The organism is Pseudomonas fluorescens group sp. PF-69, assembly GCF_054481235.1.
In genome coordinates, this window is record NZ_JBTMNC010000001.1 from 4,004,841 (window position 1) to 4,029,958 (window position 25,118).

The following is a 25,118-nucleotide window of genomic DNA, read 5'->3' on the forward strand; positions in this document are numbered from 1 at the left end:
ATCGCCATGATGTTTGATTGGCAAGTATTGATCCAAAATGTGCCGCTGTTAGCGGCGAGCATGATCGTCACCCTGGAAGCAGTCTTGGCCGGCCTGGGGTTCGGTTTCGTCGTTGGCATCGGCATCTGTTCTCTGCGTTTGTCGCCTCAACCGCTGCTCAGTCGGCTGGGAGGGGCCTATATTTTTGCATTCCGCGGCGTTCCACTGCTGGTTCAATTATTGTTCATCTACTATTTCCTACCGCGTGTTGGCTTGCCTAATATCCCGCCCCTGGCCGCGGCAATCATTGGCTTGTCGTTGGCCGCCGGTGCGTACATTGCAGAAATCTTGCGCGGTGGTTTTCTTGCCATTCCGGTAGGTCAGTTGGAGGCCGCCGGGATGCTGGGGCTCAGCCCACTGAAGATGTTGCTGAGGATCAAGTTGCCACAAGCCGTGCGATTGACACTGCCTGCTTTAGTCAACGAAATGGTCTTGCTGATTAAAGCCTCCTCCCTGATTTCAGTCGTAGGCATCGCCGACCTGACCCGAACGGCACAAAACCTGGCCGCCAGCGATTACCTGTTCCTGCAAAATTACCTGCTGCTAGCGGGCTTTTATTGCTTGATTAACTTGCCGCTGACCTGTTGCGGGAGCTGGCTGGAAAAACGCATGGGAGGTAAAACAGCATGAGCTTTGATCCTTCGATCATCACGGACCGCCTTGCGGAAATTGCTAGTGGCTTGGGCATCACTCTCGCGACCTGGGCCGGCGGTGTTGTTCTCGCTCTGGTATTGGGACTGTTGATAGCCTTACTTCAGCTTTTTGGTGGGTCACTGCCGAGGGGCCTGTTGCGGGTCTACATCGAGCTGATTCGCAGCACGCCATTTTTGGTGCAGCTATTCCTGCTCTATTACGGTGGCCCCAGCTTAGGGCTGGAACTTGAGCCGGTAACGGCCGGTGTGGTTGGCCTGGGGATTTACGGCAGCGTGTATTTCGCCGAGATCTTTCGCAGTGGTTTCCTCTCCGTTCCCAGAGGTCACCTCGAGGCGGCCAACTGCCTGGGTATCAGTCGCTTGAAATGCATATTGCGTATTGAGATCCCGCAAATGCTGGTGATCATCCTGCCTGCATTGGTCAACCTGATCACCATTCTGTGCAAGGAAACAGCTGTTCTATCGATCATCACAATTCCCGAACTCACCATGGTCATGACGGGCATTGGCTCATCCACCTTTGCCTTCGTCGAAACCCTGTTGGTCCTTGGTCTTAGTTACTTGATGCTGATCGAATTATCTTCGAGATTCGGGATGCGGATGGAAAAACGCGTGGGGCGCTACATGGCTCGATAAGCGAGTCGAGACAGCTGCCGCTAGCCGCAATAGCGGAGTCAGAATGCAACTCCAGCAGTTTTCACTGCCCGCATTACCTAAGAGGTAAGAACATGAGCGATTTCGCAATTAATGACGAGCCCATCCTTAAGCTACGCGGGGTTCGCAAAAATTTTGGTGATTTACAGGTCATCAAAGGCGTCGATTTAGACATTCATCATAGTGAAGTCGTGTGCTTGATTGGTCCCTCTGGTTCAGGGAAGAGCACATTGCTGCGTTGCATGGCTTTCCTTGAGCAATACGACGAAGGCGAGATTCATATCGAGGGTCAGTTGCTTGGCTGGCAACCAAGCCCGATACGCAAGCTCGCCAGCACTGGCCAACTGAATAAGGTCAGACGGAATGTCGGCATGGTGTTCCAGCAATTCAATTTATGGCCTCACATGAACGTGCTGGGGAATGTTATCGAAGCGTTAGTGCAAGTGCGCAAGTTTCCTCTGTCCGAAGCACGGGAAAAGGGCTTGGCGATGCTCGACAAAGTCGGGCTGAAGCACAAGGCCGAGGCGTATCCGGCACAGCTTTCCGGTGGACAGCAACAACGCGTGGCTATTGCCCGAGCACTCGCCATGGAACCTCGCATCATGCTGTTTGATGAGCCGACTTCCGCGCTTGATCCGGAACTAGTAGGGGAGGTGCTGCAAGTCATGAAGTCCCTTGCCACCGAAGGAATGACCATGGTGGTGGTCACTCACGAGATGGGGTTCGCCGCCCAGGTCGCTGACCGCGTAGCGTTTCTCGATCAAGGGAAGGTCGCTGTGTGTGGGGCGCCACAAAAAATCTTCAGTGAAACTGAAAATCCTCGGCTAAAGCAATTTCTTCAAAATTACCTGGATCGCAATGCATTTTGGCAGGGGAATAAAGAGAAGAGTTACGTCTGAAAAGCATGGAACTCTGTCGGTATCGGAATGATCGACAATCGAGCGCAGGGGAAAATCCAAACGGAAATGCCTCACCACCGATTCTTGATGGTGAGGCATTTATGAACGTTAAACGCAGATACCGCTGGTCTCGGAAAGCGAGCGGTCTTTGGTCTCCGGTGCAAAGGTTTAGAAGGCCATGAAGTCCAGCGCGTGAAGCGCACCCGTTTTCGTAGACACGTTTGAATGACCGTCTACGGCTTGTGTTGGCGGCGGATTCCATCATTCCACAAGCAGATTTTGCCCCTGCTTATAGCTTAGCCAACAGCTTGCTCAGCTCCCGCTTCGCCGCTTCACCCGAATGCGCGCGTTCAAGTAAGCTGCGGGTCATTGACTTGTACATCTCAACGGCCTCTGGCGACGAAGTTACGCTGGCGATGCCGGTGTGGATATTGGGCAGCTCGCCGAGGCGATAGGGACTGACGGCGACGTAGCTGGTGTGTGCTTGCTCGAAAATCTGGAAGGTTGCACTGGGCAGGGTTTCGTCGATCAGGTAAATGTTGAATCGCTAGCCTTCGCTACCGATCTTGTCAATCAGGTTTTCGACTTCGCGCCGCGCTAGCAGCGAGCGTTCCATCCTCACGCTTGGTGGCAGATCTAGGCGACCGACAAGGCCGATGTGCAGGTAACGCTCGATCTGGCGCAGAATGATGATTGGCTGCACTTCGAACTTCTGTTTTGAAAAGGTCGCTTTACGTTCGTTGAGTGTTGGCGCCGACGCCGAACTGACCCAGTTGCCGAGATATCGCTGACCCGGTCTAATTCCTCGCGAACCACTACCTATGGCGGGTTCGTGCCAATTTGAAGGTGGGTTAGTTGAAAGTCAGCACGTGGGGCAATTCGGCATTGGCGTCAACAATTGATCTGCTCATCAATGAGTGCCCTGGCCTGGTTACGCGCCTTGCGGATGTCCGTTAGGGATTTGCGCGGCCAGGTTCCGCAGGCGTACTCTTTGTTCTGGTCGCCCCAGCGATAACGATAGAAAAAGCTGACCGACACACCGTCCTTGCGGACAGAGATTCGACCGGCCAGATTGCCATCCTCTCGGAGGATTCGGCCGGCATTATTGGGAGTCAGCGAATCGAGTTCTTTGATGGTAATTTTGGCCATGAAATGGGCTCCCCCTACTTTTACCCCCACAAAAACGTCGGCTCTTGATGGACGTTCCTGGACTCTCGTAGAGCAGAACACCGCTGGAGCTCAAGTAAATACTAGCTTAGAAAAATCCAGAGTAAAATTTTGGAAGCTTTCAAGAAGTATGAAAAAGGAGATGGGGTGCTAGGGGTCGAGTGTTCGAATCACTCCGTCCCGACCATTATTCCTGAGTAAAATCAGACACTTAAGCCGATCAGCTAGATCGGCTTTTTTGTGTCTGCGCAAAACCCGCGCAAAACTGGCGCAAAACTACCCGGTGATTTCGCTGATATTCAGGTCCGGAATTGCCTCGGACCAGATGACTTCCTCGTGATCACGCTGGTAGTTTTTGGTCATGCCCTCGCTCGCATGACCTGCAATTTTTTGCCCGTCTTTACCGGCTTTCTTGTACAGGTGCAGTGACAGCGCTCGTACTTCGTGGAAGCCCGGCATCTCTTCTTCCTTCCATCCTGCGTAACAGTTCGCCGCCTCCCTGGCTTCCTTGAATGCACGCGTCAAATACCGTTCCTCAACCTTCGTCCAGTGGTCCTTGGTCTGCGCCTGTTTCTGTTTCCGGCGCTCTGGCTTTCGATGCACCAGGTAAGGTGATGCGGTGTCGTCACGGCATCGGCTGATGACCGCCTGTAACTCTGGCGTCACTCGAAACCGAATCCACGCCGCGTCACTGGCCTTTGCGGTTTTCTTCTGCACCAGATAGAGAAACCCCTCACGCACCCCGTCGAATCGCATGTCGAGGATATCGGTGCGGCGCTGGGCGGTGATCAGGGCCAGGTCGATTGCGTTCTGCAGCCAGGCCGGTGCTTTCTCTCTGATGGCTTTCAGGCCTTCAACGGTGTGGCGCTTGCGCTGCTTCTTCTCGATGCGATTGATCGTACTGGCGGCCGGGTTGTCCGGGCACAGTCCTTTGGCTGCGGCATGGTTGAAAATGTCGACCAGCAGCGCCCGGCATTGGTTGGCCGTACGCGGGGTCAGGGCGTCCAGCATCTCTGCGATCATTCGGATCGTGATCTGGTCCACGGCCTTGCCTTCGAACTGCTTGCGAAAGCGACGGAAGTGCACGGCGTACAAGCCCAGGGTGCCCTTGGCCAGTTCACGCGGCGGCAGGACGTCGCGCTCGTAAGTGTCGAGGAAACCGGCGAACGATTCTGAGGGGTTGTTCATTACGGCGCCGACCAGGTCGGCGCCGTAATGAATTCAAGGTTCAGCTGCTTCGCGGCATCAATCGCTTTGAGGCGGTCGGCTCCGAACGGAAACCACTTCCCGTCGGTAGGCCGCCGGTAGCGATAGGTCGAGCGCCGCGCGTCGTAGTACAGATTCTGCGGAAGTCCCTTGTTCGCAGGGTTGCGCGGCCGTGGCACCATCATGCAGCTCCTTTCAATACCATTGCGACCAGGTCGTTGCCGTTCGAGTGGCTGAATGCGGCCCAATCAACGTACCAGAGTTTGCCGATCTGCTCGCCGGGCACCATCCCGTTCCTGATGTGGTTGCGGATAGCCTGCGGGCATTGCGGGGTGCCGCCTTCGCCCCAGCGCCGGCGCTGAAACTCGCTGATCTTTATCAGTTCTTTTTTCATTGGATGCTCCATGCCGCGCGTGGCGGCAGAAGGTTGTTATTGGGTGGCTTTGGCTAGGGCAGCGTCTGCGATCTTCATCGCCGCCTGGGCCTCGGTGACATACGCGGGATCGAAACCACCGCACAGGTGGATGGTTGCTTGGCAAGCGCGAAGGTTCTCGCGGGTGAGCTTCAGCGCCGCGACCAACTCTTCAGCCAGCGCACGCTCTTCACGGCCTACGTCCCAGAAGCGCTGGCCCCAGTGACCAACCGGCGGCGGGTTACGGTTCTGCGCGCCGAAGGCCATCGCCCCAACAATCGAATCGCAGAGGTCGCGCTTGTAGGCGTTGTCGCCGTCGATACTCAGGCCGCGCCGGCGAAGGGTCGAAACCACTTCATTGAGGTCCAGGCCCTTGTCCTGCAGGACTATGTCGAGTTCTGGCTTTTCGGGGGGGTAGAGGGCCAGGCAGATTTTGGCGCCGGGCGGCAGGCTGGTGCTGATCTGCTCCAGTGCATGGCTGGCTGTTTTGTGGAAGCGGTTTAATGCGGACATAGGGAATCCTCGCCCGCCGTTCACCGGCAGGCTGTTGAGTTGCAAGGTTTTGGTTGGCAGCGAGACGAATTCAGCGGGGACGCTGAGGGTGGCTATCAGGGATTAGCTGATATACGAGGAAGGCCCGCTCGAATAAGGTTCCGTAGTTCGCCCTGCCAGCTGTTTCAGAGAAATGCTGAGTGGCCGCAACTGGTCAGGGTGGGCTTACTTCTTTAGCGTTGCCCTTATAGCAGTACACGTAGGCGAACCAGGCGGCTTGCATTCCAAGCGGGCGCCAGGCGATAGTCGCCGCCTCGATGCCGCTGCAAACGCTTCCGTATGAGATCACTCGGACGCCCCTTAAAAATGGAGATGAACATGAGTTTGGTAAGCCTGATGAATGCTTCGGCTTTGAGCTGTTTATTCGCGTTTCTTTCAGCACTTGCTTGGACTCGCTCGGCAACCGTCCGCGTGCCCTACAGCCTGCGGGACCATGAGGGCGAACCAGTTCAGGCCCCGAGCCTGGGGCTCGATGAAAGGGGGAGGTTCAATGCGCAAGAAACAATGCGAAAACAAGCAAACTGGAACCGTTACGCTGCTGGATTTGGGGCAGCTGCGGCGATGTGCCAAATGATCGTTACATTTCCGCTGTAATCAATCGCCACAGAAGCAAGCGATTGCCTCGTCATGGTCGGCGAACATGTCGAATTGGGTGTCGGAGTAGTCGAGCATCTGCTGGTAGCTGGGACGGTCACTGCGAAAGCGGGCGCCGTCGCCGGTGAACTTGCCGCCGGACACGACTGAGCTTTCCATGCGAGCCCACCATTCGGCCTTGGGCCTGTCACTGGCGATGATGGAATAGACCTGCTTGGCACCCTTCAAGAAACAAAGGTCGCAGTTTCCTTCCAGCGTCCTGCCGTTAATCGTCGGCAGCATCAGGTCGAATGGTTGGCCAGCCCAGAAGTCGGTAATGTCCTGAACGCCGGCATCGGCCAACGGCATCACCATGGTTGCCCACTTGCTTTCACTCGTACTTTTGCGGTGGCGGATCTTCACGATACGCCGCGGCTCATCGGCACGGATGCCGGTCATCATGTCTACCGGTGCTTCCTCGGTCGAAAGACCCAAGCTGCGCAGATATTTGTGGATGATCCGGATCTTGAGGTCGATGGTGCAGAACCTGGTCACTGGGTTGGGCAAATACTTGCGCTTGCGGATCAGTGCTTCGAATGGTTCGCCTTGGCGGCTGGCACAGGCGAAGTCCACCACATCAAAGCCAGTTTCGTTGTCACGGAACTCAAGCCAGACGATCGGCACCGACCAGTGCTCGGCACACTCCTGTACAAACTCCAGAGTGGCTGGGTGTTCCTTGCCGGTGTTGGCGAAGGTGACGATCAGATCGCTCAGGTCATCGTTGTTTTCCAGCACCTGGCGCAGCATGTAGGCGCTGGTGCGACCGCCGGAAAAGCTGACGACCGTCGTCCCGGACAATTTGTAGGGAGACATAGGGGATCCTCGCCGGCTGGCGTGATTCGTTGAAGTGGGGTAGTTGAGATCGTCCACTTGAGTTAGATTTCACCCCTTATTCAAAGGAAGGTGAGCACTGTGGCCGTTGAAGCGATTAAGGTTTTCATTTCATATTCACACGATAATGATGAACATAAGGCTTGGGGAGTAATTTGCCTAGATTTATGGAGCAAGGGCTAAGTTCTTCCGAAAAGGTATTAGTGATTTGTACTGATAATTACAATGAAAAATCCAACGCTGGAAAAGGCGGGGCAGGATATGAAGGTCAGATTCTTACAGCGGAAATGTACCGAAAACAAGATAGTGTAAAATATATCCCAGTTGTACGGGGTGCTACCACCGACCCTAAAACACTAACTTGTTTGGATGGCCGTCTATATACGGATTTCACAAACCCGGATTCCTATGAAAATAATTTAAAGCATTTGATCCATGAATTGTATGGAGTGAAGCTTGTACCGAAGCCTGCACTAGGAGCTAGTCCATTTTTAGAGCAGCCAAAGCCTCAACCTAAATTAATGCAGAGTACAGCAGCCTTTTTAGTGAGCGCTTTGGTAAGGCGTTCCCGGGTGTGAGAGGTATTGAATGGTTCGACGATCCCAAAGTTGCTGTGGATAGGCTTTGCCTTCTGCTGAAAGATCCATTGGTGTTTTCGAACACTTCTCCTGTTTGGTGGTGGCGGAACGGTGATCTTCAGATTTCTTCTATTAGAAGGGAAGCGCCCGATTTTTTGCTTATGGATGGGGATGAGTTACTCGTTAAACGTATAGCAGCAGTAGATGCTGGGGCGTACTGGCAACAATTTGTTTATGTTGAGGTCCACCCAATGGAGGCGACTGGTGTTTATCCGGAGCGTGATATCTCAAGGCGAATTAGTACACTTGGCTATGCCTCCGAAGAGTTCGCCTTATTCAAGGGTAAGTACATTTCCAGAGAAGAGTACGACGATGGAGCAGCTGTAATTGATGGTGAGGTCGTCGCACTTGATGGCAATGCCGAACTAAGGACTCGATATTTAGCGCCTTACAATTTTATAATTGCACCCGTTGGATCGTGTATCAACAATCAAAACTTTGATACGGAACGAGTCCAGATGATGGATGGCATGTTGAACGGTTCTTGTACTATTGAACAAATTGCCGAACGCGTGAGAGTGCTTCCGAAGAACCGTGAATCGATCTGAGCGTGTTTTGCTGCTGTGAAGCGGGATCGCCAATTGGCGCGATGATTTCGTCCCCCGAATTGCGCTCCAGCTCGGCCATGCTCTTTTCACGAAATACTCGCGACATCTTTTCGACAATTACGTAAGGTGTCGTGACACACTTGAGCATCTTCGCCGCCGTTTCGAAGTCGGCTGCAATCACATTCCGAAGCAGGTTCTGATACACCTCCTGCTGGTTGTTGAAGCCGTGTTCCTTCATCAGGCGCTTGAGGTCCGGCATGAACACGCCGGCCACCTCAACCTTGAAGACACCAACACCTTTCTTCGCATCGTCCTCGGCCTTCTTGGCCCGTTTCTTCTTCTGCTTCAGCGACTCCGCTGTCGGCTCCTGCTGTTCCTCGGCCATGGCCTACCTCTTCAATTCCGCTGGCCGGCAAGTCCAGCCATGTCTGTCGTCGGCGCTGGCGCACCTGGTTGCTGATGCGTCTCACGGCGGCCCCGGGAACTTGATGTCGTTCTCGCGGGCGATGAGCCTGGCGCGTTTGGTTTCCATGCCCATTTCTTTGGCTGCCTGGATGACCGTCATGCCGGCGTTGGCCAGTTCCCGCAACCGCGGCGCCTGCTTGTTCCGCTCGATCCGCAGCTTGTTGCTGTGGGAGGTCCCGAAGATCAGATCCTTGACCCCGGTAACGCCTGGGGCAATTTCCTGCACGGCCTTGCCGGCGCCGAAGTATTTGTCCAACTGCTGGTTCAGGTTCGCGATGATCGAGTCTCGCGGGTTGGGCATTGGTGAACCGATCACTGCGCACCTCCGGGGAGGTGGCTGGCCTTTTCCTCAAGCTGGATTGCGTAGTCGACAGCGGCGGCGTGCTTGAAGCGAAAGCCCCGGGTCTTGCCGGTGACCAGGTCGACGATGTGGTATGCCTTCGGCCCGACGTTCTTCACCTGAAAGCGCACGGCTTTTTCGGGTTTTGGCAGGTTGGCGAGCCGGGCGATGTGTTCGCGAGCGGCCTGGGTGCGAATCAACAGCACGCCGAGGACGTCCCGGCGTTGTTGCAGCAGTGGGTGCATTTGCATGGCTGATCCCTCGGAGTGGGTTGCGTGTATTCGTCAGCACTCTGTCCGCCTGCTGGTTGCCGTTGGGCGCGGAGGTGAGTGCATTCGGGTGGTGTCGGCAGCGGGGTGGGGTTAAAGAAATGTTGGGACTAAGCCGATAGGCTTGCGTCGGCATTGGTGCCAAACATGAAAGCTGGAGTATGAAATGCCGTTGGAAAGATCGCGTATAGGCGTGTTCGCCGCGCTTATTGGCTGCACTTTTGCGTCGACCGCACAGGCTGCCAGCGAACATGAGATGGCCGTCGGTGGTGCAGCTCTCTACCAAGTCTGCGGACAGAAGCATCCAGAAAAGGAGCTTTCTTTAGAGCAATACATATCGCTACATCCACACATGTCGACTCAATTAGCAAACGACATTAGGGAATTCTCCTCGCAGCCAAAACACAAAGCAGAACTTGAGGATACTGTTCTGCGCATGCGGACCGAGGCCACCCAGGATTTACTTGAAGTCGTATGTGATAGCTATTACCGAGATGCAAAGGAACGGGAGTAGTCCGCAGCTTCTTTCGCATCGGGGTGTGATCTGGCCGGGGCTCAACCGGCATTCGGCGGAAGGGGTAGCCCTATAGGCAACCGGTTGGCTCATCCGCTGCCCGAGACTAAGTCTCAGATCACACCCCGATGCGCTCTCATAGAGAGGATCGGGCAGTTAACGACAGGCTGTCGTGGCGCTGGTTGGTCTTACCCGTGGGTGATTGACAGATCACTGATTACGCAGATCGAAGCGTCCTCAGGATCAGTGGTTTCGGAATAATCGACTTGGTTGTAGACGCCGCCGTGGAAGGCGAGAGTTTTAGTGTCCCAAGTGTTGTCGAGACGCATAGTTGCGGAAGTAGATTTCACGCCGTTACAGCTTGCCGAAACTGATACAGCGCCGCTGGAGTTGGCGTGAATGTTGATTTTGAAAAGCGCGCCGAGCGGTACGTTTTCCAGCACTGTCGAATTCACGGGATCGTCTTGCAGGTAGCTCGATCGGAACCCCATGATGATTTTTCCCTTGTTCCAGAACACCTTCACAGGTGGTCGCTCTGAGTCCTTTACATGAATTTGAGCGATCACAACCTTCTGCAGCGAGTTGACCTTTGTTACTCGCATCTCTTGTCGGTTCCAGTGGTCTGCTGCGCTGGAAAACAACCAGTAACCTGGCTCCTTCCATTCGCAGCGAGTTCGCTTCGTACTCTTACTCGAAGCTCCGAGCGTGGGCGCCGTCATCTGCAGTGAGCCATCGGGAAGCATCGAGATAACTTCCGGACACTCGAGTAGCACACCTGAAAATGCCTCAGCGTTAGATGCAGTGCACCCAGTGAAGGCCCGGGATAAGCTGACTCGGCGCATCCAGCTCTTCCGGTGTCCGTATCAGACCACGGGTTTCGGCCAGCTAAATAGCCCGCGTCCTAGTCATGTACCACCGTAGATCGTGCGGTCAGTCCCAACATTCTGAGATGTTGAAACTTGCACCAGGATCGGATCGTGTACAGTTGGCGGTTGATTACGCTCGCTCGAACGCCGTCCGGCGTGTTTACGGTGGAAAGCTTGGCTAAAGTCGCTCATCTTAGAGAGCGACAATTCAGCCTCGTCTTCTATTCGGAAACCGGCCTGTCGCCTGCCAAAGCTGTAGAGAAGCTACAACTTGAGACAGCCGGGAATACGGTGGAGCGAGGAAATCATCGCCAGGGACATGGGTTGCCGTGACAGGCGCCATTTACGGGTGGTATTCATCCGTAAGCTGGGTATTTCTCCGCAATCTTTGAGGCGAGAGCCCAGGGAAGTTGTTTGTGAGTGAATATGGGATGCGATCTTCATTCCGTGAATCGACGCCGGCACTTTCTGGTACCTGCTCAATGAAGTGGAGGGCCAGCGTCGCACCTACGCAAAATGGAACCCCTACGGCCATGCCTCAACGGCATGCGTTGAGATGCATCTACCCATGCCTGCATTGTTCAGCTCAAAACGTCTGTCCCAAGGAAAACTGAAACACCTGTGTATCAGCATTTTCGGGTGTGCGCACCGGGAATGCCACGTTAGCGCTCAATGGCCCCAACGGGCTATACCAAGTAACCCCAACCCCTACCGAACTGGCCATCTGGTCGAGGTCGACCCCGTCGCAACCCTGGGTGGTGCTCAGGTAGCATTTGTTGGAGTAGACGCTGCCAACGTCCCAGAACACCGAAGTGCGCACGGATTTGTTGTCTTTGATGAAGGGCATCGGAAACAGGTATTCAACGCCGCCGGTGATGAGGATGTTACCGCCCAGTGCTTCGGTGTCCCGGTCGGAATAATACGCCTGCCCAGCGCTGGCATAGGTGCCAGTGGCCGGAGTGTTGCGCGGGCCGAGGGTGCCGCTTTTGAAACCGCGCACCGAACCTTCGCCTCCGGCGGTGTAGTTTTCATAGAACGGCAGGCCTTCTGTCGAGCCATAGCTGTTGCCGTAGCCGATCTTGGTATGGAACCGCAGCGAGGTGGCGTCGGTGACCGAGAAGAAGGCTTGCCCGGTGTAGTCGAGCTTGTAGAAATTCAGGTCGCTGCCGGGCACTGTCATCATCAGGTTCAGGTTTTGCGAATGGCCGCGGGTGGCCAGTACGCTGCGGTTCAGGGTCGACTCCGACCAACCGATGTTAGCCTTGAGGTTGTTGAATTCTTTGCCTTCGCGTTCGATGAAGTCATAGATCTCATCGGCGCTGTAGGTGCCTGCTTCGATGCTGTCATGTTGCACCGTCACGCCGAAGCTCAGTCGTGAGGTTTCATTGATCGGGTAGCCGACTGTTGTTCCGGCGCCATAGCTATTGATGGAATAGTACGAATAATCGTCATCGTAATATTCGTTGTAGTCAGTGGCGTTGTAGAACAGGTTGTAGCCTAGGCTCACTCCGTCCGGCGTAAAGTAGGGGTTGGTAAAACCGAAGTTGTACTTGCTTTGGTAAGACGAGCGGGTCAGGCCCAGGCTGGCGTAATTGCCGGTGCCGAGGAAGTTGTTCTGGGTGATCGAACCGCCGAGGATGAGGCCGGAGCTCTGGGAGAAGCCAACGCTGGCGGTGATCGAACCGGACGCCTGTTCTTCGACGCTATAGTTCACATCGACCTGGTCATCGACGCTCGCTACCGCCGGGGTCTCGACGTTGACTTCCTTGAAGAAACCCAGGCGTTCCAGACGGGTCTTGGACTGGTCGATCAGGTAGGTCGAAGCCCAGCCACCTTCTATCTGGCGCATCTCACGGCGCAGAACCTTATCGTCGGTCTTGGTGTTGCCCCGGAAGTTGATGCGGTTGACGTAGGCACGCTTGCCCGGATCCACGACGAAGGTGACGTCGACGGTGTGATCGTCATTGTGCGGGGTCGGCACGGCGTTGACGTTGGCGAAGGTGTAACCCTCGTTACCCAGACGACGGGTGATCAAGTCCGAGGTAGTGGTCATGACTTTGCGCGAGAACACCTGGCCTTTTTGAACCAGCAGCAGCGACCTGACCTGGTCTTCCGGCACTTTCAGGTCGCCGCTGAGCTTGACGTCACGAACGGCGTACTTCTCGCCTTCGTTGATGTTGACGGTGATGTAGACATGCTTTTTGTCCGGGGTGATGGACACCTGGGTCGACGCGATATCCATGTTGATATAGCCGCGATCCAGATAGTAGGAGCGCAGACGCTCCAGGTCACCGGAGAGTTTTTCACGGGCGTACTTGTCATCGTTCTTGAAGAACGACAGCCAGTTGCTGGTCTTGAGGGTGAATTGGTCGGTCAATTCCTCTTCGGCGAAGACGGTATTGCCCACCACGTTGATGTGCTGGATCGCCGCTACGGAGCCTTCGTCTATCTTGATTTTCAGACCCACGCGATTACGCGGTTGCGGCACCACTTCGGCGTCGACCGACGCCGAGTATCGCCCTTGAGCGACGTACTGACGCAGCAGCTCGTTACGCACACCTTCGAGGGTGGCGCGCTGGAAAATCTCGCCTTCGGCCAGACCGGACTGTTTGAGGCCCTTCATCAGGTCTTCAGTGGAAATCGCCTTGTTGCCTTCAATCTCGATACTCGCGACCGAGGGGCGCTCGACGACCGTGATGACCAGGACATTACCCTCGTGCCCCAGTTGGATATCCTGAAAGAAACCGGTCTTGAACAGCGCACGGGTGGACTCCACCAGGCGACGCTCATCCGCGTCATCACCGACGTTCAACGGCAAGGCACCGAACACACTGCCTGCGGAAACGCGTTGAAGGCCGTCAATGCGAATATCGGAAATTTTGAAGCCTTGGGCGTGCGCAAGTGTGGCATTGAGCAGCAGTGCAGCCGAGCAGAGCAGGCGCGAAAAATTCATCAAGATCTTATCCAGAACACATCGACAAGCAGCGTAGGCGGGCGCGGTTAACTCACAGCAAGAGGAGTTACCGCGGAGCGAGCAGGCTGGTGGAGGTGAAGCATAAAAGCTCGGTGCGTTTGGTGCGGTTAACCAAGTGTCAAGTTAGGTAAAGGTTGGCACGGGGCGATGACGGTATGCAGTGCAAGGGCGATAATGCGCCGACACCCACTCCAGAGCTCCCCATGATCTGCGTATTGCTAGTCGACGATGACCAGGAACTGACTGAAATGCTCAGCCAATACCTGGAACGTGAAGGCTTTGAGGTGACAGCCGTGCACACGGGCGAGGAGGGCGAGGTTCAAGCGCTTTCCGGGCGCTACAGCATTGTGGTGCTGGACGTGATGCTGCCGCGGCTGTCGGGTATCGAGGTGCTCAGGCGCATTCGGGCCGCCAGCCAGGTACCGGTGGTTTTGCTCACGGCCCGTGGCGACAACATTGACAAGATCACAGGCCTGGAACTGGGCGCCGATGACTATGTGCCCAAGCCCAGCTCGCCGGGTGAACTGGTGGCGCGTTTGAGGGCGATCATGCGCAGGGTGCAGCCGGCGGATCAGTCGACCACGGAAGTGATCAGGACTGGCCCTCTGGTCTTGTGGCCCGGCAAGCGCCAGGCCCTCTGGCAGGGTCGCGAGCTGGGGGTGACCAGCACCGAGTTCAGCTTGCTCGAAGAACTGGCCCGATGTGCTGGACAGGTGGTGAGCAAACAGGATCTGTCACTCAATGCCTTGGGGTGTCCCTTGACCCGCTACGACCGGCGCATCGACGTGCACATCAGCAGCATTCGCCAAAAGCTGGGCCCGCGTCCCGACACCAAGGCCTGGATTCAGAGCGTGCGTGGCCTCGGTTACCTGTTGATCGCCGAATGATGAAACCCAGCCGGCTGTTCTGGAAACTGTTCCTGGCTTTTTGGCTCGCCACCAGCCTGACGTTTTTTGTCGGGCTGGGCATGCTGGTGCTGGGCAGTTTCAAGCCCGGAGATCCTCATCTGGAAGCGATCCTTGCCAGCGAAGAACAGCTGCTGCAACAGTTTGGTGTCGAGTCGGGCCGGCAGTTGCTGATGGTGTGGGAGCGTCCCGATGACCAGGCCATAGGCGTGTACGACAGTGCCGGCCAACTGCTGGCGGGATCGCCGGTTCCACGACCGGCCTATGAGCGATCGATCATCAGCAAGGACGGTATTACGCTGTCGCTAAGGTCTACACATTCCCCCGGCCGGGAAGGTGACCATAGGCCGGGGCGCCTGACGCCATTGATCATCGGCACGGTGATGAGTGCACTGTTCAGCTGTTATCTGGCGTATTACCTGGCGTGGCCTCTGGTCTACCTCAGGCGGGCGATGAGCGACGTGGCTCAGGGGCGCTTCGAAACCCGGGTCAAGCCGATGATGGGTGGGCGCCGCGATGAAATCGTCGATCTGGCTGAGGACTGCGACCGAATGGCCAACCAGCTGAAGCTGCTGGTGGAGGCTCAGCAACACCTGTTGCACGACATCTCTCACGAACTGCGCTCACCGTTGACGCGAATGCAAGCGGCCATCGGGCTGTTACAGCAAGATCCTGCACGCCAGGAAATGGTGGAGCGCATCGAGCGTGAGTTGGTGCGCATGGACACGCTGATCGAGGCGTTGTTGACCCTGGCGCGCTTGCAGGGCCGCCCGGGAAGTATCGAGCGTGAGCCGCTCGATATCATCGAATTGCTGACGGTGATTGTCGAGGACGCTCAATTCGAGGCGGGGATGAAAGGTTGCCGGGTCAGCCTTCAGACTTGCCCGGCCTTTGTCAGTCGTGTCAGTGGCGAGCTGTTGTATCGGTGTTTCGAGAACGTCATCCGAAACGCAGTGCGCTATACCAGGCCGAACACGACTGTTGTTGTATTGGCTGAGGTCAATCTCGACGCAAGCTGCCTTAGGGTGAGGATCACCGATCAGGGGCCGGGTGTTGAAAACGAGCGACTGCAGAGCATTTTCCACCCGTTCGAGCGCGGTATGACCGAGGCCAGTGCCGGTTTCGGTCTGGGCCTGGCGATCGCCGCCAGGGCCGTGGAAATGCACGGTGGCACGATCGTGGCGCGTAACGAGCCATCCTGTGGGCTGACCGTGGAAATCAGCCTGCCCGGTCTGGCCCGATCTTTACACGAAATTACATTGGCTTGACGGCCCTGTACGCACCACCTCAGTAGACTTTCCGCTCAAACTTACTCAGCGTTTGCTGATGTTTTAGCGTGGAGGTGATCATGTTTCTGGTTCATAAAAAGGGTTTCGTTTCCGGCAAGAAAATGGTCGACGGGCTGGTGCCCTATGACTTCTTTTGCGAAGACAATCCGGCCATCAACCTGTTTGTATTCACGGGCTCCGCCGCCCAAGGCAACACGGTCGAGGAACAGACACTCTGGGGCTTTACCCGTCTGGAGCGTTTTGAGGCACTGACCGGCACCCTCGTGTCGAACAAAAAGAATGAAGGCTGGTTTCAAACGGTCAATGTACTCACTGGCCCTGCCCAGAACGGTACTCAGAGTGTGAAGTTTCAGCGGGTGTTGAAAATCATCAGGCATGTGGGTGCATCGGGCCGTGTCACCAGCAAGGTCGACTATGAGATCCAGACAGATGAAGGCGACACCTACTTCACCCGCCGCCCTGCTACGTCCGACAGCGCGCAAACCATCATCTACGCGGCGGACTAATAACGTCTATCTCAACGACGCTTCAAGCGTCGGCGAGCTGAAACCGATAACCCACCCCATACAACGATTCGATCGGATGCTCTCCCGGGCAGGCCTGTTCGAGCTTGCGCCGCAGATTACGGATATGGCTGTCGACCGTGCGGTCGGTGACCACCCGGTGATCGGAGTAGATCCTGTCGAGCAACTGATCCCGGGAAAACACCCGTCCCGCAGAGCGGGCGAGGGTGCTGAGCAGGCGCAGTTCCAAGGGCGTCAGGTCCAGTGCGATGCCGTCGAGGGACGCCTGGTACTGCTCTTCGTCAATGTGCAGGCGTGGAGTTGCAGACGTCAGGAAATGCGGGCTGCGCCGCAGGATGGCCTTGACTCTGGCAACCACTTCGCGCGGGCTGAAAGGTTTGCAGATGTAGTCGTCGGCTCCCAGGTCCAGGCCCAGCAGGCGGTCCAACTCTTCGACGCGGGCGGTGATCATGATGATCGGCACGGCGCTGAACCCGCGCAGGTCTTGGCAGACTTTCATACCGTCACGCCCGGGCAGCATCAGGTCGAGCAAAATCAGGCGCGGTGCCTGGTCGCGCACCGTCGGCACCACCTGTAAACCGTTGTCCAGGCACAGGGTCGGGTAACCTGCGGCCACCAGATAATCCTGCATCAATGCAGCCAGCTTGGGTTCGTCTTCAACGATCAGAATCGGGCTGTCGTGGGGCATGGTTCAGATATTCCGTGGCAGGCGCAGGGTCAGCCAGAGGCCGCCGAGTGGGGAGTGAGCGGCACTGAGGCTGCCGCCGTGGGCGAGGGCGATGCTGTGACAAATCGCCAGGCCCAGGCCGGTACCTCCACTGGCGCGGTTGCGCGATGACTCGCCGCGATAGAAGCGCTCGAACAGGCGCGGCAGCTGCTCGGCCGAAACGCCAGGTCCGGAGTCGAGAAACTCAATGCACACATCCGCGCGGTCCAGCACGGCGCGGATGCGTATGAGCCCGTTCGGGTCGGTGTAGCGCACGGCGTTTTCCAGCAGGTTGGAAAACAATTGCTGCAAGCGATTGGCATCGGCCAACAGTTCCAGGGGCTGCGACGGCAGATCCAGTTCGACACGCAGGTGCCGGGCGTTCAAGCGCTCCTGGAACATCGATACGCAGGTTTGCAGCACTTGATCCAGTGTGCACGAGTTCTTGCGGTAGGTCAGCGCACCAACATCCGCCAAGGACAGCTCATAGAGGTCATCGACCAGTTTGCTGAGCATGCTGACCTCACCTTGCAAAGACTTCATCGACCCTTGGTTCAAGGTGCGTACGCCATCCTCGATGGCCTCCAGCTCGCCGCGCAACACCGACAGCGGGGTGCGCAGTTCGTGGGACACATCAGCCATGAATTCGCGACGCATCTGTTCATTGCGCTCCAGGGTGTAGGCGAGTTGGTTGAAGTCACGGGCCAATTGACCCACTTCGTCATTGGAGGCCACCGCCACCCGGCTGCTGTAGTCGCCGCTGGCCAGGCGGTGGGTCGCCGCGGCCACCCGTTTGACCGGCTCCAGCAGCGTGCGGGCGATCCACCAGGCAATCAGCATCGCCAGCAGTAGCGAAAAGGCGCCCATGACCAGGCTGGTGCGTAACTGGTATTGCTGGAACCGATCGCCGCCGGCTTCGGTCACGCTCTGGAACGGGGTCACGGCCAGCCAACCCACGGTTTCATCGGCGACTACAATCGGGCGTAACAGGGCGTCGTCGCCGATATCCGGGTAGCCGTTCACGCGTTTTTTGTGTTTATCCAACAAGGCGATGCGAAACAGGGCGCCCGTCAGGTCCGAGGCCATGGGGGTGCGTAAGTCGTTCTTCGCCGGATCTTCGCCGAGTTCGGGCCGCATGATGTCGAACCAGCGATCCGGCTGGTTGCGCAGAAATTCCCAATTACCCTCGCGCGCGTAGGCACTGGCCAGACGCGGTAACACTGGCGCCATACGGTCCAACGCCTGCTCATTGAGATAGCCGAGAAAGCCCCGGCCAAAACTCCAGCTCGTCGCCAAGCCCATGCTCAGGATGACCAGCAGCACGCTGGACAGTACCGCAATAAACAGCTTGGTGGAGATACTCAACTTCATGGAGATGGGCCGTTAGGAATGGATTGGACCATTTAGGCCCTGGCGTAGAAAAGATTCAACCCAGCCGGGCAATCTTCAATTTTCCTGCACATTTGCCTCGCAGGATGGCGCTGACTCAAGCCATCCCGTCTTGCAGAGGCAGCTATGTCGACGAAAATAATTACCAAATTCCTGGTAACCGCCGCGGTTCTCCTGTCCTTGATCATTCTGGTCATTCTGGGCGGCTGCTCCGGCGGCGAGCCGGCACTTGAAGCGGTCCCCCCCAAAGTCTCGGTGATCAGCATAAAACCCCAGAGCCAAGTGCTGACCACCGAGCTTGCGGGGCGCACTCAGGCCTTTATGGTGGCGCAGATCCGTCCGCAAGTCGGCGGCATCGTGCAGCGGCGTTTGTTTGTCGAGGGGGCGGATGTCAAGGTCGGGCAGGCGCTGTATCAATTGGATGCGGCGTCCTATACGGCCGCGCTGGCGCAGTCCCAGGCGAGCCTGGCCAAGTACCGCGCCACGCTTAAATCAGCGCAGGCCACCGCCAAGCGCGATACCGAACTGGTGAAGATCAATGCCATCAGTCAGCAAGATAACGAGGACGCCCAAGCGACCTTGCTGACCGCCGCCGCCGACGTGCAGGTCGCCGAGGCCGAAGTCCAAACCGCACGGATCAACCTGGCTTACACGCGTATTACCTCTCCGGTCAGCGGGCGTATTGAAACCTCCACGGTGACCCCAGGGGCGCTGGTGGTGGCCAATCAGGACAGCGCATTGACCACGGTGCAGCAACTCGATCCGATCTATGTGGACGTTACCCAATCGACCACGGAACTGCTGCGGCTCAAGCGTGACTTGGCCAGCGGCGTGTTGCAGTCCAACGGCGATGGCGAGGCATCGATCAGCCTGAAGCTGGACGACGGCACCACCTACAACCAGCCGGGGCGGCTCAAGGTCAGCGGTATCAGCGTCAACGAGGGCACGGGCACCGTGACCCTGCGCGCTGTCTTCGCCAACCCCGATCACCTGCTGCTGCCGGGCATGTATGTGCGCGCGGTGCTGGAACAGGCGCGCAATGACCAGGCCATTGTGATTCCGCAAAAAGCGGTAAACCGTAGCGCCAGCGGTGTGACCACGGCGTTGCTGGTGGTCGACGGCAAGGTCGAACAACGTGAGCTGACCCTCGATCGCGCGATAGGTAATCAATGGTGGGTCACTTCGGGCCTGAAGGCAGGTGATCAGTTGATCGTCGAGGGCGGACAAAAAGTCCGTGCCGGCGCCGCCGTGCAAGTGCAGGACGCCAATGCTCAAGCTGCCACACCGTCCACTCCAGTGAAGGAGGGTTGAGCGTGGCGCGTTTTTTTATTGATCGACCGATTTTCGCCTGGGTCATCGCCATCGTGATCATGCTCGGTGGCAGCCTGTCCATCAGCCAGTTGCCGTTGGAGCAATACCCGGACATCGCGCCGCCCACGGTGAAGATTTCCGCCACTTACACCGGGGCTTCGGCCAAGACCGTGGAAGACTCGGTGACCCAGGTCATCGAACAGCAGATGAAAGGCCTGGATAACCTGACCTACATGTCCGCCACCAGCAGTTCGGCGGGCAGTGCCAGCATCAGTCTGACCTTTACCGCCGGCACCGACCCGGATGTGGCCCAGATGCAGGTGCAGAACAAGCTGCAACAAGCCGAGTCGAGACTGCCGCAATCGGTACAGAGCGAAGGCCTGACCGTGACCAAGGGCGGTTCGGACTTCTTGATGATTGTCGCCCTGGCGTCGGATGACCCCAGCGTGACCGGCACCCAGATCGGCGACTACATTTCCACCACCTTGCTGGACTCCATCAGCCGCATCGACGGCGTCGGCGATGTGCAGACCCTGGGATCAGGCTACGCCATGCGTATCTGGCTGGACCCGGCCCTGCTGGAAAAATACGCGCTGATGCCGTCAGACATCAGCAGTGCCCTGGAAGCGCAGAACACCGAAGTCTCCGCTGGCCAGCTCGGTGGCTTGCCGGCGATCAAGGGGCAGCAGTTGAACGCCACGATCAGCGCCCGCAGCAAACTGCAGACGGTCGACGAGTTTCGCAACGTGGTGGTCAAGTCCAACAGCGACGGCGCCGTCGTGCTGCTGGGCGATGTCGCGACCTTGGAATTGGGCAGTGAAAGCTACGACATCAGCACCGCCCTCAACGGCAAGCCCGCCGCTGCCATGGGTGTGCAGTTGGCGGCAGGCGCCAATGCGCTGAACGTCGGCAAGGCGGTCAAGGCCAAGCTCAAAGAGATGGAGCCGTTCTACCCGAGCGAAATGCAACTTAAAAACGTGATTGCCTACGACACCACGCCGTTTGTCAGCCTGTCCATCGAGGAAGTGGTCAAAGCCTTGGGCGAGGCCATCGTGCTGGTGGTGTTGATCATGTTTCTGTTCCTGCAAAACCTGCGCGCGACGCTGATCCCGGCGATTACCGTGCCGGTGGTGCTGCTGGGCACGTTCGGTGTGCTGGCGATGTTTGGCTACTCGATCAACACCTTGACGATGTTTGCCATGGTCCTGGCGATCGGCTTGCTGGTGGACGACGCCATTGTCGTGGTGGAAAACGTCGAGCGGCTGATGGGCGAGGGGTTATCGCCCGTGGCGGCCACGCGTCAATCGATGGGGGAAATCAGCAGCGCGCTGGTGGGCATCACCCTGGTGCTGAGCGCGGTGTTTATCCCCATGGCGTTTTTCGGGGGGTCCACCGGGATTATCTATCGGCAGTTTTCCGTGACCATCGTTTCGGCCATGGTCCTGTCGGTGTTGGTGGCGATGACCCTGACACCCGCGCTGTGCGCCTCGTTGCTCAAAACCCGCGACGGCCAGGGGCATGGTGCCCAGCACGGGTTCTTCGGCTGGTTCAACCGCACCTTCGAGCGTGCCAGCGCCGGTTATGAGCGCTGGGTCGGGGTGGTGCTGCGGCATTGGGTACGCAGCCTGCTGCTCTATGGCGTGGTGCTGGTGATCATGGCGGTGGGCTACATGAGCCTGGCCACTTCATTCCTGCCGGACGAAGACCAAGGGATCCTCCTGGCACAGATCCAGTTGCCCGTGGGCGCGACCGACAGCCGTACACAGGCGGTGATCAAGCAATTCGAGGACTACATCCTCAAACAGCCCGAAGTCGAAGCGATGATCAGCATCAGCGGGTTGGGCATGGGGGGGAACAGCCAGAACACTGCGCGGGCGTTTATCCGCCTCAAGGATTGGGATGAGCGCGGTGGCCGCGGCCAGAGTGCGGCCGCGATTGCCCAGCGAGCGACCATGGCACTGGCCAGCATTGGCGATGCCGACGCGTTCGTCATGCAACCGCCGACCGTACGCGGTCTGGGCCAGAGCTCGGGGTTCGACTTGCAACTCAAGGACCTCGGTGGCCTGGGCCATGATGCGCTGGTGGCGGCCCGCGAACAGTTTCTTGAGCTGGCCAGAAAAGATCCACGCTTGCTGGGAGTGCGCAGCAACGGCCTGGACGATGCGCCGCAGCTCAAGGTCAGCATCGATGACCGCAAGGCTGGCGCCCTGAGCCTGAGTACCAGCGATATCAACACCACGTTGTCGACGGCGTTGGGCGGTACGTACGTGAATGACTTTCTCAACCAGGGCCGGGTGAAAAAAGTCTATGTGCAGGGCCAGGCATCCGCGCGCATGCAGGCCGCCGACCTGGATCATTGGTTTGTGCGCAACAGCAACAATGAAATGGTGCCGTTCTCATCGTTTGCCAGCAGCACCTGGAGTTACGGCTCACCGTTACTGGAGCGCTACAACGGTAACGCCTCGCTGGAAATCGTCGGTGACCCCGCGCCAGGCGTGAGTGCCGGTGACGCGATGAATGCCGTGGAGGCCATCGTCCGGCAATTGCCCCAGGGCATCGGCTACGAATGGACCGGGCAGTCCTATCAATTGCGACTGTCCGGGTCCCAGGCCCCGATGCTCTATGCCATCTCCGTCTTGTTTGTATTCCTGTGCCTGGCCGCGCTCTACGAGAGTTGGTCGGTGCCGTTCTCGGTGATTCTGGTGGTGCCCCTGGGGGTGATCGGTGCCGTGCTGGCGACCCGCGTCGCCGGGTTGAGCAACGACGTGTATTTCCAGGTGGGGCTGTTGACCACCGTGGGCCTGGCCGCGAAGAACGCGATCCTGATCGTGGAGTTCGCCAAGCACCTGCAAGAGCAGGGCAACAGCCTGATCGACGCGACGCTGATCGCGGTGCGCCAACGCTTGCGGCCGATCCTGATGACGTCCCTGGCCTTTATGTTCGGCGTGCTGCCGCTGGCCTTGAGTACCGGCGCAGGCTCCGCCGGGCGCCAGGCCATCGGTACGGGCGTACTGGGCGGCATGTTCAGCGCCACGGTGCTGGGGATCTTCTTGGTCCCGCTGTTTTTTGTGCTGATCCGCCGCCGTTTTGGCGGCGAGCGCAGCGCTAACCAATCTGCCCCGACAGGTGATGCATGATCAAGTCTCACTGGCCTTTGCTGGCCGCCATGGTCCTGGGGGGCTGCGTCAACCTGGCGCCCCAGTATGAGCGTCCTGAAGCACCCGTCTCCGGCCAATGGCTGCCGGCGGCCAACCTGCCGAAAGGGCAGGTGGGTGCTGATGTGAAATGGCAACAGTTCTTCACCGACAGCCGCCTGGCGCAGTTGCAGGCGTTGGCGCTGGCCAATAACCGCGACTTGCGCCTGGCCAGCCTGAATGTTGAAAAAGCGCAGGCGCAATACCGCATCAAGCGCGCAGACCTGTTTCCTACCATCGATGCGAGCGTCAGCGGCACCCATAGCCGTACGCCTGGGTCGCTGTCCAACACCGGTACGGCGGTCACCAGCCACGATTACAGCGCGCAATTGGGCCTGAGCAGTTATGAACTGGACGTGTTTGGCCGGGTCCGCAACCTTCGCGACGAAGCGCTGGAAAACTACCTGGCGCTGACGGAAACCCGACGCAGCACGCAAATCAGCCTGGTGGCCGAAGTGGCCACCGCCTGGCTGACCCTGGCCGCCGACAACGAACGGCTATTGCTGGCCCAGGAAACCCTGACCAGCCAATTGGCCACCTACGACCTGACCCAGCGTAGCTATGCCCTGGGCGGCTCCTCCGCGTTGTCCGTGGCGCAAGCCCAGACCACCGTCGAGTCGGCGCGCGGCGATGTGGCGTCCTACGAGAGCCAGATTCTGCAGGACCGCAATGCCTTGCGCCTGTTGGTCGGCAGTGACCTTCCCGAAGCGCTCCTGCCGGGCACGCACTTGGAATCGGCGGCGGTGCTGGTGGACATACCGGCGGGTTTGCCTTCGAGCCTGTTGCAACAACGCCCGGATGTGCTGTCGGCGGAACACACGCTCAAGTCGGCCAATATCGACATCGGCGCGGCCCGTGCGGCGTTCTACCCCAGCATCAGCCTGACCGCCAACGCTGGCTCGTCCAGTGCGGCGTTGGCCGGCCTGTTCAAGTCCGGCAGCGGTGCCTGGACCTTTGCACCGAGCATCAGCGTGCCGATTTTCGATGGCGGGAGTAACCGCGCGACCTTGGATTCGGCCAAGGTCGAGCGCGATATCCAGATACAGACGTATCAGCAGACCCTGCAGACCGCGTTTCGCGAAGTGGCCGACGCACTGGCTGTGCGCAGCACCCTGGATCGTCGTATCGCCGCACAACAGGCACTGACCGACGCCAGCCGCAAAAGCTTCGAACTCTCGGATGCGTTGTATCGGGGCGGGTCCAAAAGCTACCTGGAAGCCTTGGATGCGCAGCGCTCGCTCTACAGCGCTCAACAGGACCTGATCACCCTGCGCCTGACCGAGCAGAGTAATCGCATCACGTTGTACAAAGTGTTGGGGGGCGGTTGGAATTGACCGCCCATGGGAAATGGCTCTGCCACCTGCACACAGTCTCGCAGCGATGGAACGACGTGCGCGCACCAAACCGGCTTACTTCATTCAATGGGAAATCAACATGTGTGCCTATCGTTCCACGTTAAGCCGTTGCGTCCAGGTACTGACCTGCGCCGGTTTCATCACGCTTTCACCCCTTGCCTGGGCGAATTCCGACGCAGATCCGTGGGAAGGTATTAACCGACCTATCTTTTCATTCAATGACACGTTGGATACGTATGCACTGAAGCCACTCGCCCAAGGCTATCAATTTGTCACCCCCCGCATTGCTCAAGACGGTATTCATAACGTTTTCAACAATCTGGGGGAGGTCAAAAATCTGGCTAATAATTTACTTCAAGCAAAGTTTCATAGTGCCGGGGTTGATACGAGCCGCTTTTTACTTAACAGCACGGTAGGCCTTGTGGGGTTGATCGACATCGCGACGCCTATGGGGCTGCGGCGCAGTGATGAAGATTTCGGTCAGACCCTCGGTCACTGGGGTGTAAATAGTGGTCCTTATCTTGTACTGCCACTCTTGGGGCCAAGCACACTTCGCGATGCGCCAGCCGTCCTGCCCGATGCCTACGCCAACCCGGTTCGCTACATCGGCGATGTCCCCACGCGCAACAGCCTGTACGGCGTGGGCCTGATCGACGGACGCGCTCAATATATAAAATCCGAAAAGCTCATCACCGGCGATAAGTACAACTTTATCCGCAGTGTTTATCTGCAAAGCCGAGAGTTCAAGATCAGGGCTGGAAACGTAGAGGATGACTTTTGATAAG

25 protein-coding genes and 2 pseudogenes are annotated in these 25,118 nt (G+C 57.7%); 14 read left to right on the forward strand and 13 right to left on the reverse strand.

The window, feature by feature from the left end; genetic code table 11:
- Window positions 1-6 precede the first annotated feature (6 nt).
- The 3 genes from ACX3YF_RS18860 (at window position 7) to ACX3YF_RS18870 (ending at window position 2,245) form a co-directional block, all read left to right on the forward strand.
- Window positions 7-669, forward strand: a complete 663-nt coding sequence (locus ACX3YF_RS18860) for an amino acid ABC transporter permease (protein ID WP_458944761.1) — start codon at window positions 7-9, stop codon at window positions 667-669.
- Window positions 666-1,328 carry an amino acid ABC transporter permease gene (locus ACX3YF_RS18865; protein WP_458944762.1) on the forward strand — a complete coding sequence of 221 codons (663 nt, stop codon included), beginning with the start codon at window positions 666-668 and terminating at the stop codon, window positions 1,326-1,328. The genes ACX3YF_RS18860 and ACX3YF_RS18865 overlap by 4 nt, the downstream gene beginning before the upstream one ends.
- Window positions 1,329-1,420: 92 nt before the next feature.
- A complete protein-coding gene (locus ACX3YF_RS18870) occupies window positions 1,421-2,245 on the forward strand; it encodes an amino acid ABC transporter ATP-binding protein (protein WP_458944763.1) in 825 nt (274 codons plus the stop codon).
- 547 nt (window positions 2,246-2,792) lie between these two features.
- Here ACX3YF_RS18870 and ACX3YF_RS18875 read toward each other — a convergent pair.
- From ACX3YF_RS18875 to ACX3YF_RS18895, 5 genes and pseudogenes are all read right to left on the reverse strand, one after another.
- Window positions 2,793-2,948, reverse strand: a complete 156-nt coding sequence (locus ACX3YF_RS18875; RefSeq protein WP_458944764.1) for a hypothetical protein — start codon at window positions 2,946-2,948, stop codon at window positions 2,793-2,795.
- Between the two features lie 194 nt (window positions 2,949-3,142).
- Window positions 3,143-3,394: pseudogene (locus ACX3YF_RS18880) on the reverse strand (Arm DNA-binding domain-containing protein); the annotation flags it as partial.
- 294 nt (window positions 3,395-3,688) lie between these two features.
- Window positions 3,689-4,800, reverse strand: a pseudogene (locus tag ACX3YF_RS18885) (tyrosine-type recombinase/integrase).
- Window positions 4,800-5,012, reverse strand: a complete 213-nt coding sequence (locus tag ACX3YF_RS18890; RefSeq protein ID WP_458944765.1) for a hypothetical protein — start codon at window positions 5,010-5,012, stop codon at window positions 4,800-4,802. The pseudogene ACX3YF_RS18885 and the gene ACX3YF_RS18890 overlap by 1 nt, the downstream one beginning before the upstream one ends.
- Before the next feature lie 36 nt (window positions 5,013-5,048).
- Window positions 5,049-5,543, reverse strand: coding sequence for a hypothetical protein (locus ACX3YF_RS18895; protein WP_458944766.1), 495 nt, complete (start codon window positions 5,541-5,543; stop codon window positions 5,049-5,051).
- Window positions 5,544-5,900: 357 nt separating this feature from the next.
- Between ACX3YF_RS18895 and ACX3YF_RS18900 the strand changes: the two genes are divergently transcribed.
- Window positions 5,901-6,176, forward strand: coding sequence for a hypothetical protein (locus ACX3YF_RS18900; RefSeq protein WP_130206931.1), 276 nt, complete (start codon window positions 5,901-5,903; stop codon window positions 6,174-6,176).
- Here the strand turns inward: ACX3YF_RS18900 and ACX3YF_RS18905 are convergent, their stop codons facing one another.
- Window positions 6,177-7,028: a phosphoadenosine phosphosulfate reductase domain-containing protein gene (locus ACX3YF_RS18905; RefSeq protein WP_458944768.1), complete on the reverse strand. Its 852-nt coding sequence runs from the start codon at window positions 7,026-7,028 to the stop codon at window positions 6,177-6,179.
- Window positions 7,029-7,201: 173 nt separating this feature from the next.
- Between ACX3YF_RS18905 and ACX3YF_RS18910 the strand changes: the two genes are divergently transcribed.
- Window positions 7,202-7,624: a hypothetical protein gene (locus ACX3YF_RS18910; RefSeq protein ID WP_458974091.1), complete on the forward strand. Its 423-nt coding sequence runs from the start codon at window positions 7,202-7,204 to the stop codon at window positions 7,622-7,624.
- On the forward strand, window positions 7,621-8,232 hold the full coding sequence (locus ACX3YF_RS18915; RefSeq protein WP_458974092.1) for a hypothetical protein: 612 nt from the start codon (window positions 7,621-7,623) through the stop codon (window positions 8,230-8,232). Before ACX3YF_RS18910 ends, ACX3YF_RS18915 begins: the two co-directional genes overlap by 4 nt.
- On the opposite strand, the gene ACX3YF_RS18920 is transcribed toward ACX3YF_RS18915, so the two are convergent.
- The 3 genes from ACX3YF_RS18920 to ACX3YF_RS18930 all read right to left on the reverse strand — a co-directional run bounded on the left by ACX3YF_RS18920 (window position 8,174) and on the right by ACX3YF_RS18930 (window position 9,288).
- Window positions 8,174-8,617, reverse strand: coding sequence for a hypothetical protein (locus tag ACX3YF_RS18920; RefSeq protein ID WP_458944770.1), 444 nt, complete (start codon window positions 8,615-8,617; stop codon window positions 8,174-8,176). The genes ACX3YF_RS18915 and ACX3YF_RS18920 overlap by 59 nt on opposite strands.
- Before the next feature lie 81 nt (window positions 8,618-8,698).
- Window positions 8,699-9,013 carry a hypothetical protein gene (locus tag ACX3YF_RS18925; RefSeq protein WP_458974093.1) on the reverse strand — a complete coding sequence of 105 codons (315 nt, stop codon included), beginning with the start codon at window positions 9,011-9,013 and terminating at the stop codon, window positions 8,699-8,701.
- On the reverse strand, window positions 9,010-9,288 hold the full coding sequence (locus ACX3YF_RS18930) for a hypothetical protein (RefSeq protein ID WP_458944771.1): 279 nt from the start codon (window positions 9,286-9,288) through the stop codon (window positions 9,010-9,012). The genes ACX3YF_RS18925 and ACX3YF_RS18930 overlap by 4 nt, the downstream gene beginning before the upstream one ends.
- Before the next feature lie 184 nt (window positions 9,289-9,472).
- On the opposite strand from ACX3YF_RS18930, the gene ACX3YF_RS18935 reads away from it, so the two are divergent.
- Window positions 9,473-9,820, forward strand: coding sequence for a hypothetical protein (locus ACX3YF_RS18935; protein ID WP_448647063.1), 348 nt, complete (start codon window positions 9,473-9,475; stop codon window positions 9,818-9,820).
- Window positions 9,821-10,008: 188 nt separating this feature from the next.
- Here ACX3YF_RS18935 and ACX3YF_RS18940 read toward each other — a convergent pair whose 3' ends face one another.
- Together ACX3YF_RS18940 and bamA are read right to left on the reverse strand one after the other, a co-directional pair.
- Window positions 10,009-10,662 (reverse strand): polysaccharide lyase family 7 protein, encoded by a 654-nt coding sequence (locus ACX3YF_RS18940; protein WP_458974094.1) that lies wholly within the window; start codon window positions 10,660-10,662, stop codon window positions 10,009-10,011.
- Window positions 10,663-11,272: 610 nt separating this feature from the next.
- The gene (gene bamA, locus ACX3YF_RS18945; RefSeq protein ID WP_458974095.1) at window positions 11,273-13,639 is read right to left on the reverse strand and encodes an outer membrane protein assembly factor BamA; all 2,367 of its coding nucleotides are present in this window, start codon (window positions 13,637-13,639) and stop codon (window positions 11,273-11,275) included.
- 224 nt (window positions 13,640-13,863) lie between these two features.
- Between bamA and ACX3YF_RS18950 the strand changes: the two genes are divergently transcribed.
- The 3 genes from ACX3YF_RS18950 (at window position 13,864) to ACX3YF_RS18960 (ending at window position 16,360) form a co-directional block, all read left to right on the forward strand.
- Window positions 13,864-14,547: a response regulator transcription factor gene (locus tag ACX3YF_RS18950; protein WP_198131741.1), complete on the forward strand. Its 684-nt coding sequence runs from the start codon at window positions 13,864-13,866 to the stop codon at window positions 14,545-14,547.
- Complete coding sequence (locus tag ACX3YF_RS18955; RefSeq protein ID WP_458974096.1) at window positions 14,544-15,833, forward strand: HAMP domain-containing sensor histidine kinase; 1,290 nt, start codon at window positions 14,544-14,546, stop codon at window positions 15,831-15,833. Before ACX3YF_RS18950 ends, ACX3YF_RS18955 begins: the two co-directional genes overlap by 4 nt.
- Before the next feature lie 80 nt (window positions 15,834-15,913).
- Window positions 15,914-16,360, forward strand: coding sequence for a hypothetical protein (locus ACX3YF_RS18960; protein WP_130206923.1), 447 nt, complete (start codon window positions 15,914-15,916; stop codon window positions 16,358-16,360).
- Between the two features lie 22 nt (window positions 16,361-16,382).
- On the opposite strand, the gene ACX3YF_RS18965 is transcribed toward ACX3YF_RS18960, so the two are convergent.
- Entirely contained in the window at window positions 16,383-17,066 is a 684-nt protein-coding gene (locus ACX3YF_RS18965) for a response regulator (protein WP_130206921.1), read from the reverse strand.
- A gap of 3 nt (window positions 17,067-17,069) precedes the next feature.
- Window positions 17,070-18,455 carry a sensor histidine kinase efflux regulator BaeS gene (baeS, locus tag ACX3YF_RS18970; RefSeq protein ID WP_130206919.1) on the reverse strand — a complete coding sequence of 462 codons (1,386 nt, stop codon included), beginning with the start codon at window positions 18,453-18,455 and terminating at the stop codon, window positions 17,070-17,072.
- Window positions 18,456-18,599: 144 nt separating this feature from the next.
- Here baeS and ACX3YF_RS18975 point away from each other — a divergent pair, with 144 nt between their 5' ends.
- From ACX3YF_RS18975 to ACX3YF_RS18990, 4 genes are all read left to right on the forward strand, one after another.
- Window positions 18,600-19,784, forward strand: coding sequence for an efflux RND transporter periplasmic adaptor subunit (locus ACX3YF_RS18975; RefSeq protein ID WP_448647060.1), 1,185 nt, complete (start codon window positions 18,600-18,602; stop codon window positions 19,782-19,784).
- 2 nt (window positions 19,785-19,786) lie between these two features.
- Window positions 19,787-22,921 carry an efflux RND transporter permease subunit gene (locus ACX3YF_RS18980; protein WP_458974097.1) on the forward strand — a complete coding sequence of 1,045 codons (3,135 nt, stop codon included), beginning with the start codon at window positions 19,787-19,789 and terminating at the stop codon, window positions 22,919-22,921.
- Window positions 22,918-24,312, forward strand: coding sequence for an efflux transporter outer membrane subunit (locus ACX3YF_RS18985; protein ID WP_411392561.1), 1,395 nt, complete (start codon window positions 22,918-22,920; stop codon window positions 24,310-24,312). Before ACX3YF_RS18980 ends, ACX3YF_RS18985 begins: the two co-directional genes overlap by 4 nt.
- 100 nt (window positions 24,313-24,412) lie before the next feature.
- Window positions 24,413-25,114 carry an MlaA family lipoprotein gene (locus ACX3YF_RS18990; RefSeq protein ID WP_422625965.1) on the forward strand — a complete coding sequence of 234 codons (702 nt, stop codon included), beginning with the start codon at window positions 24,413-24,415 and terminating at the stop codon, window positions 25,112-25,114.
- Window positions 25,115-25,118: the final 4 nt, after the last annotated feature.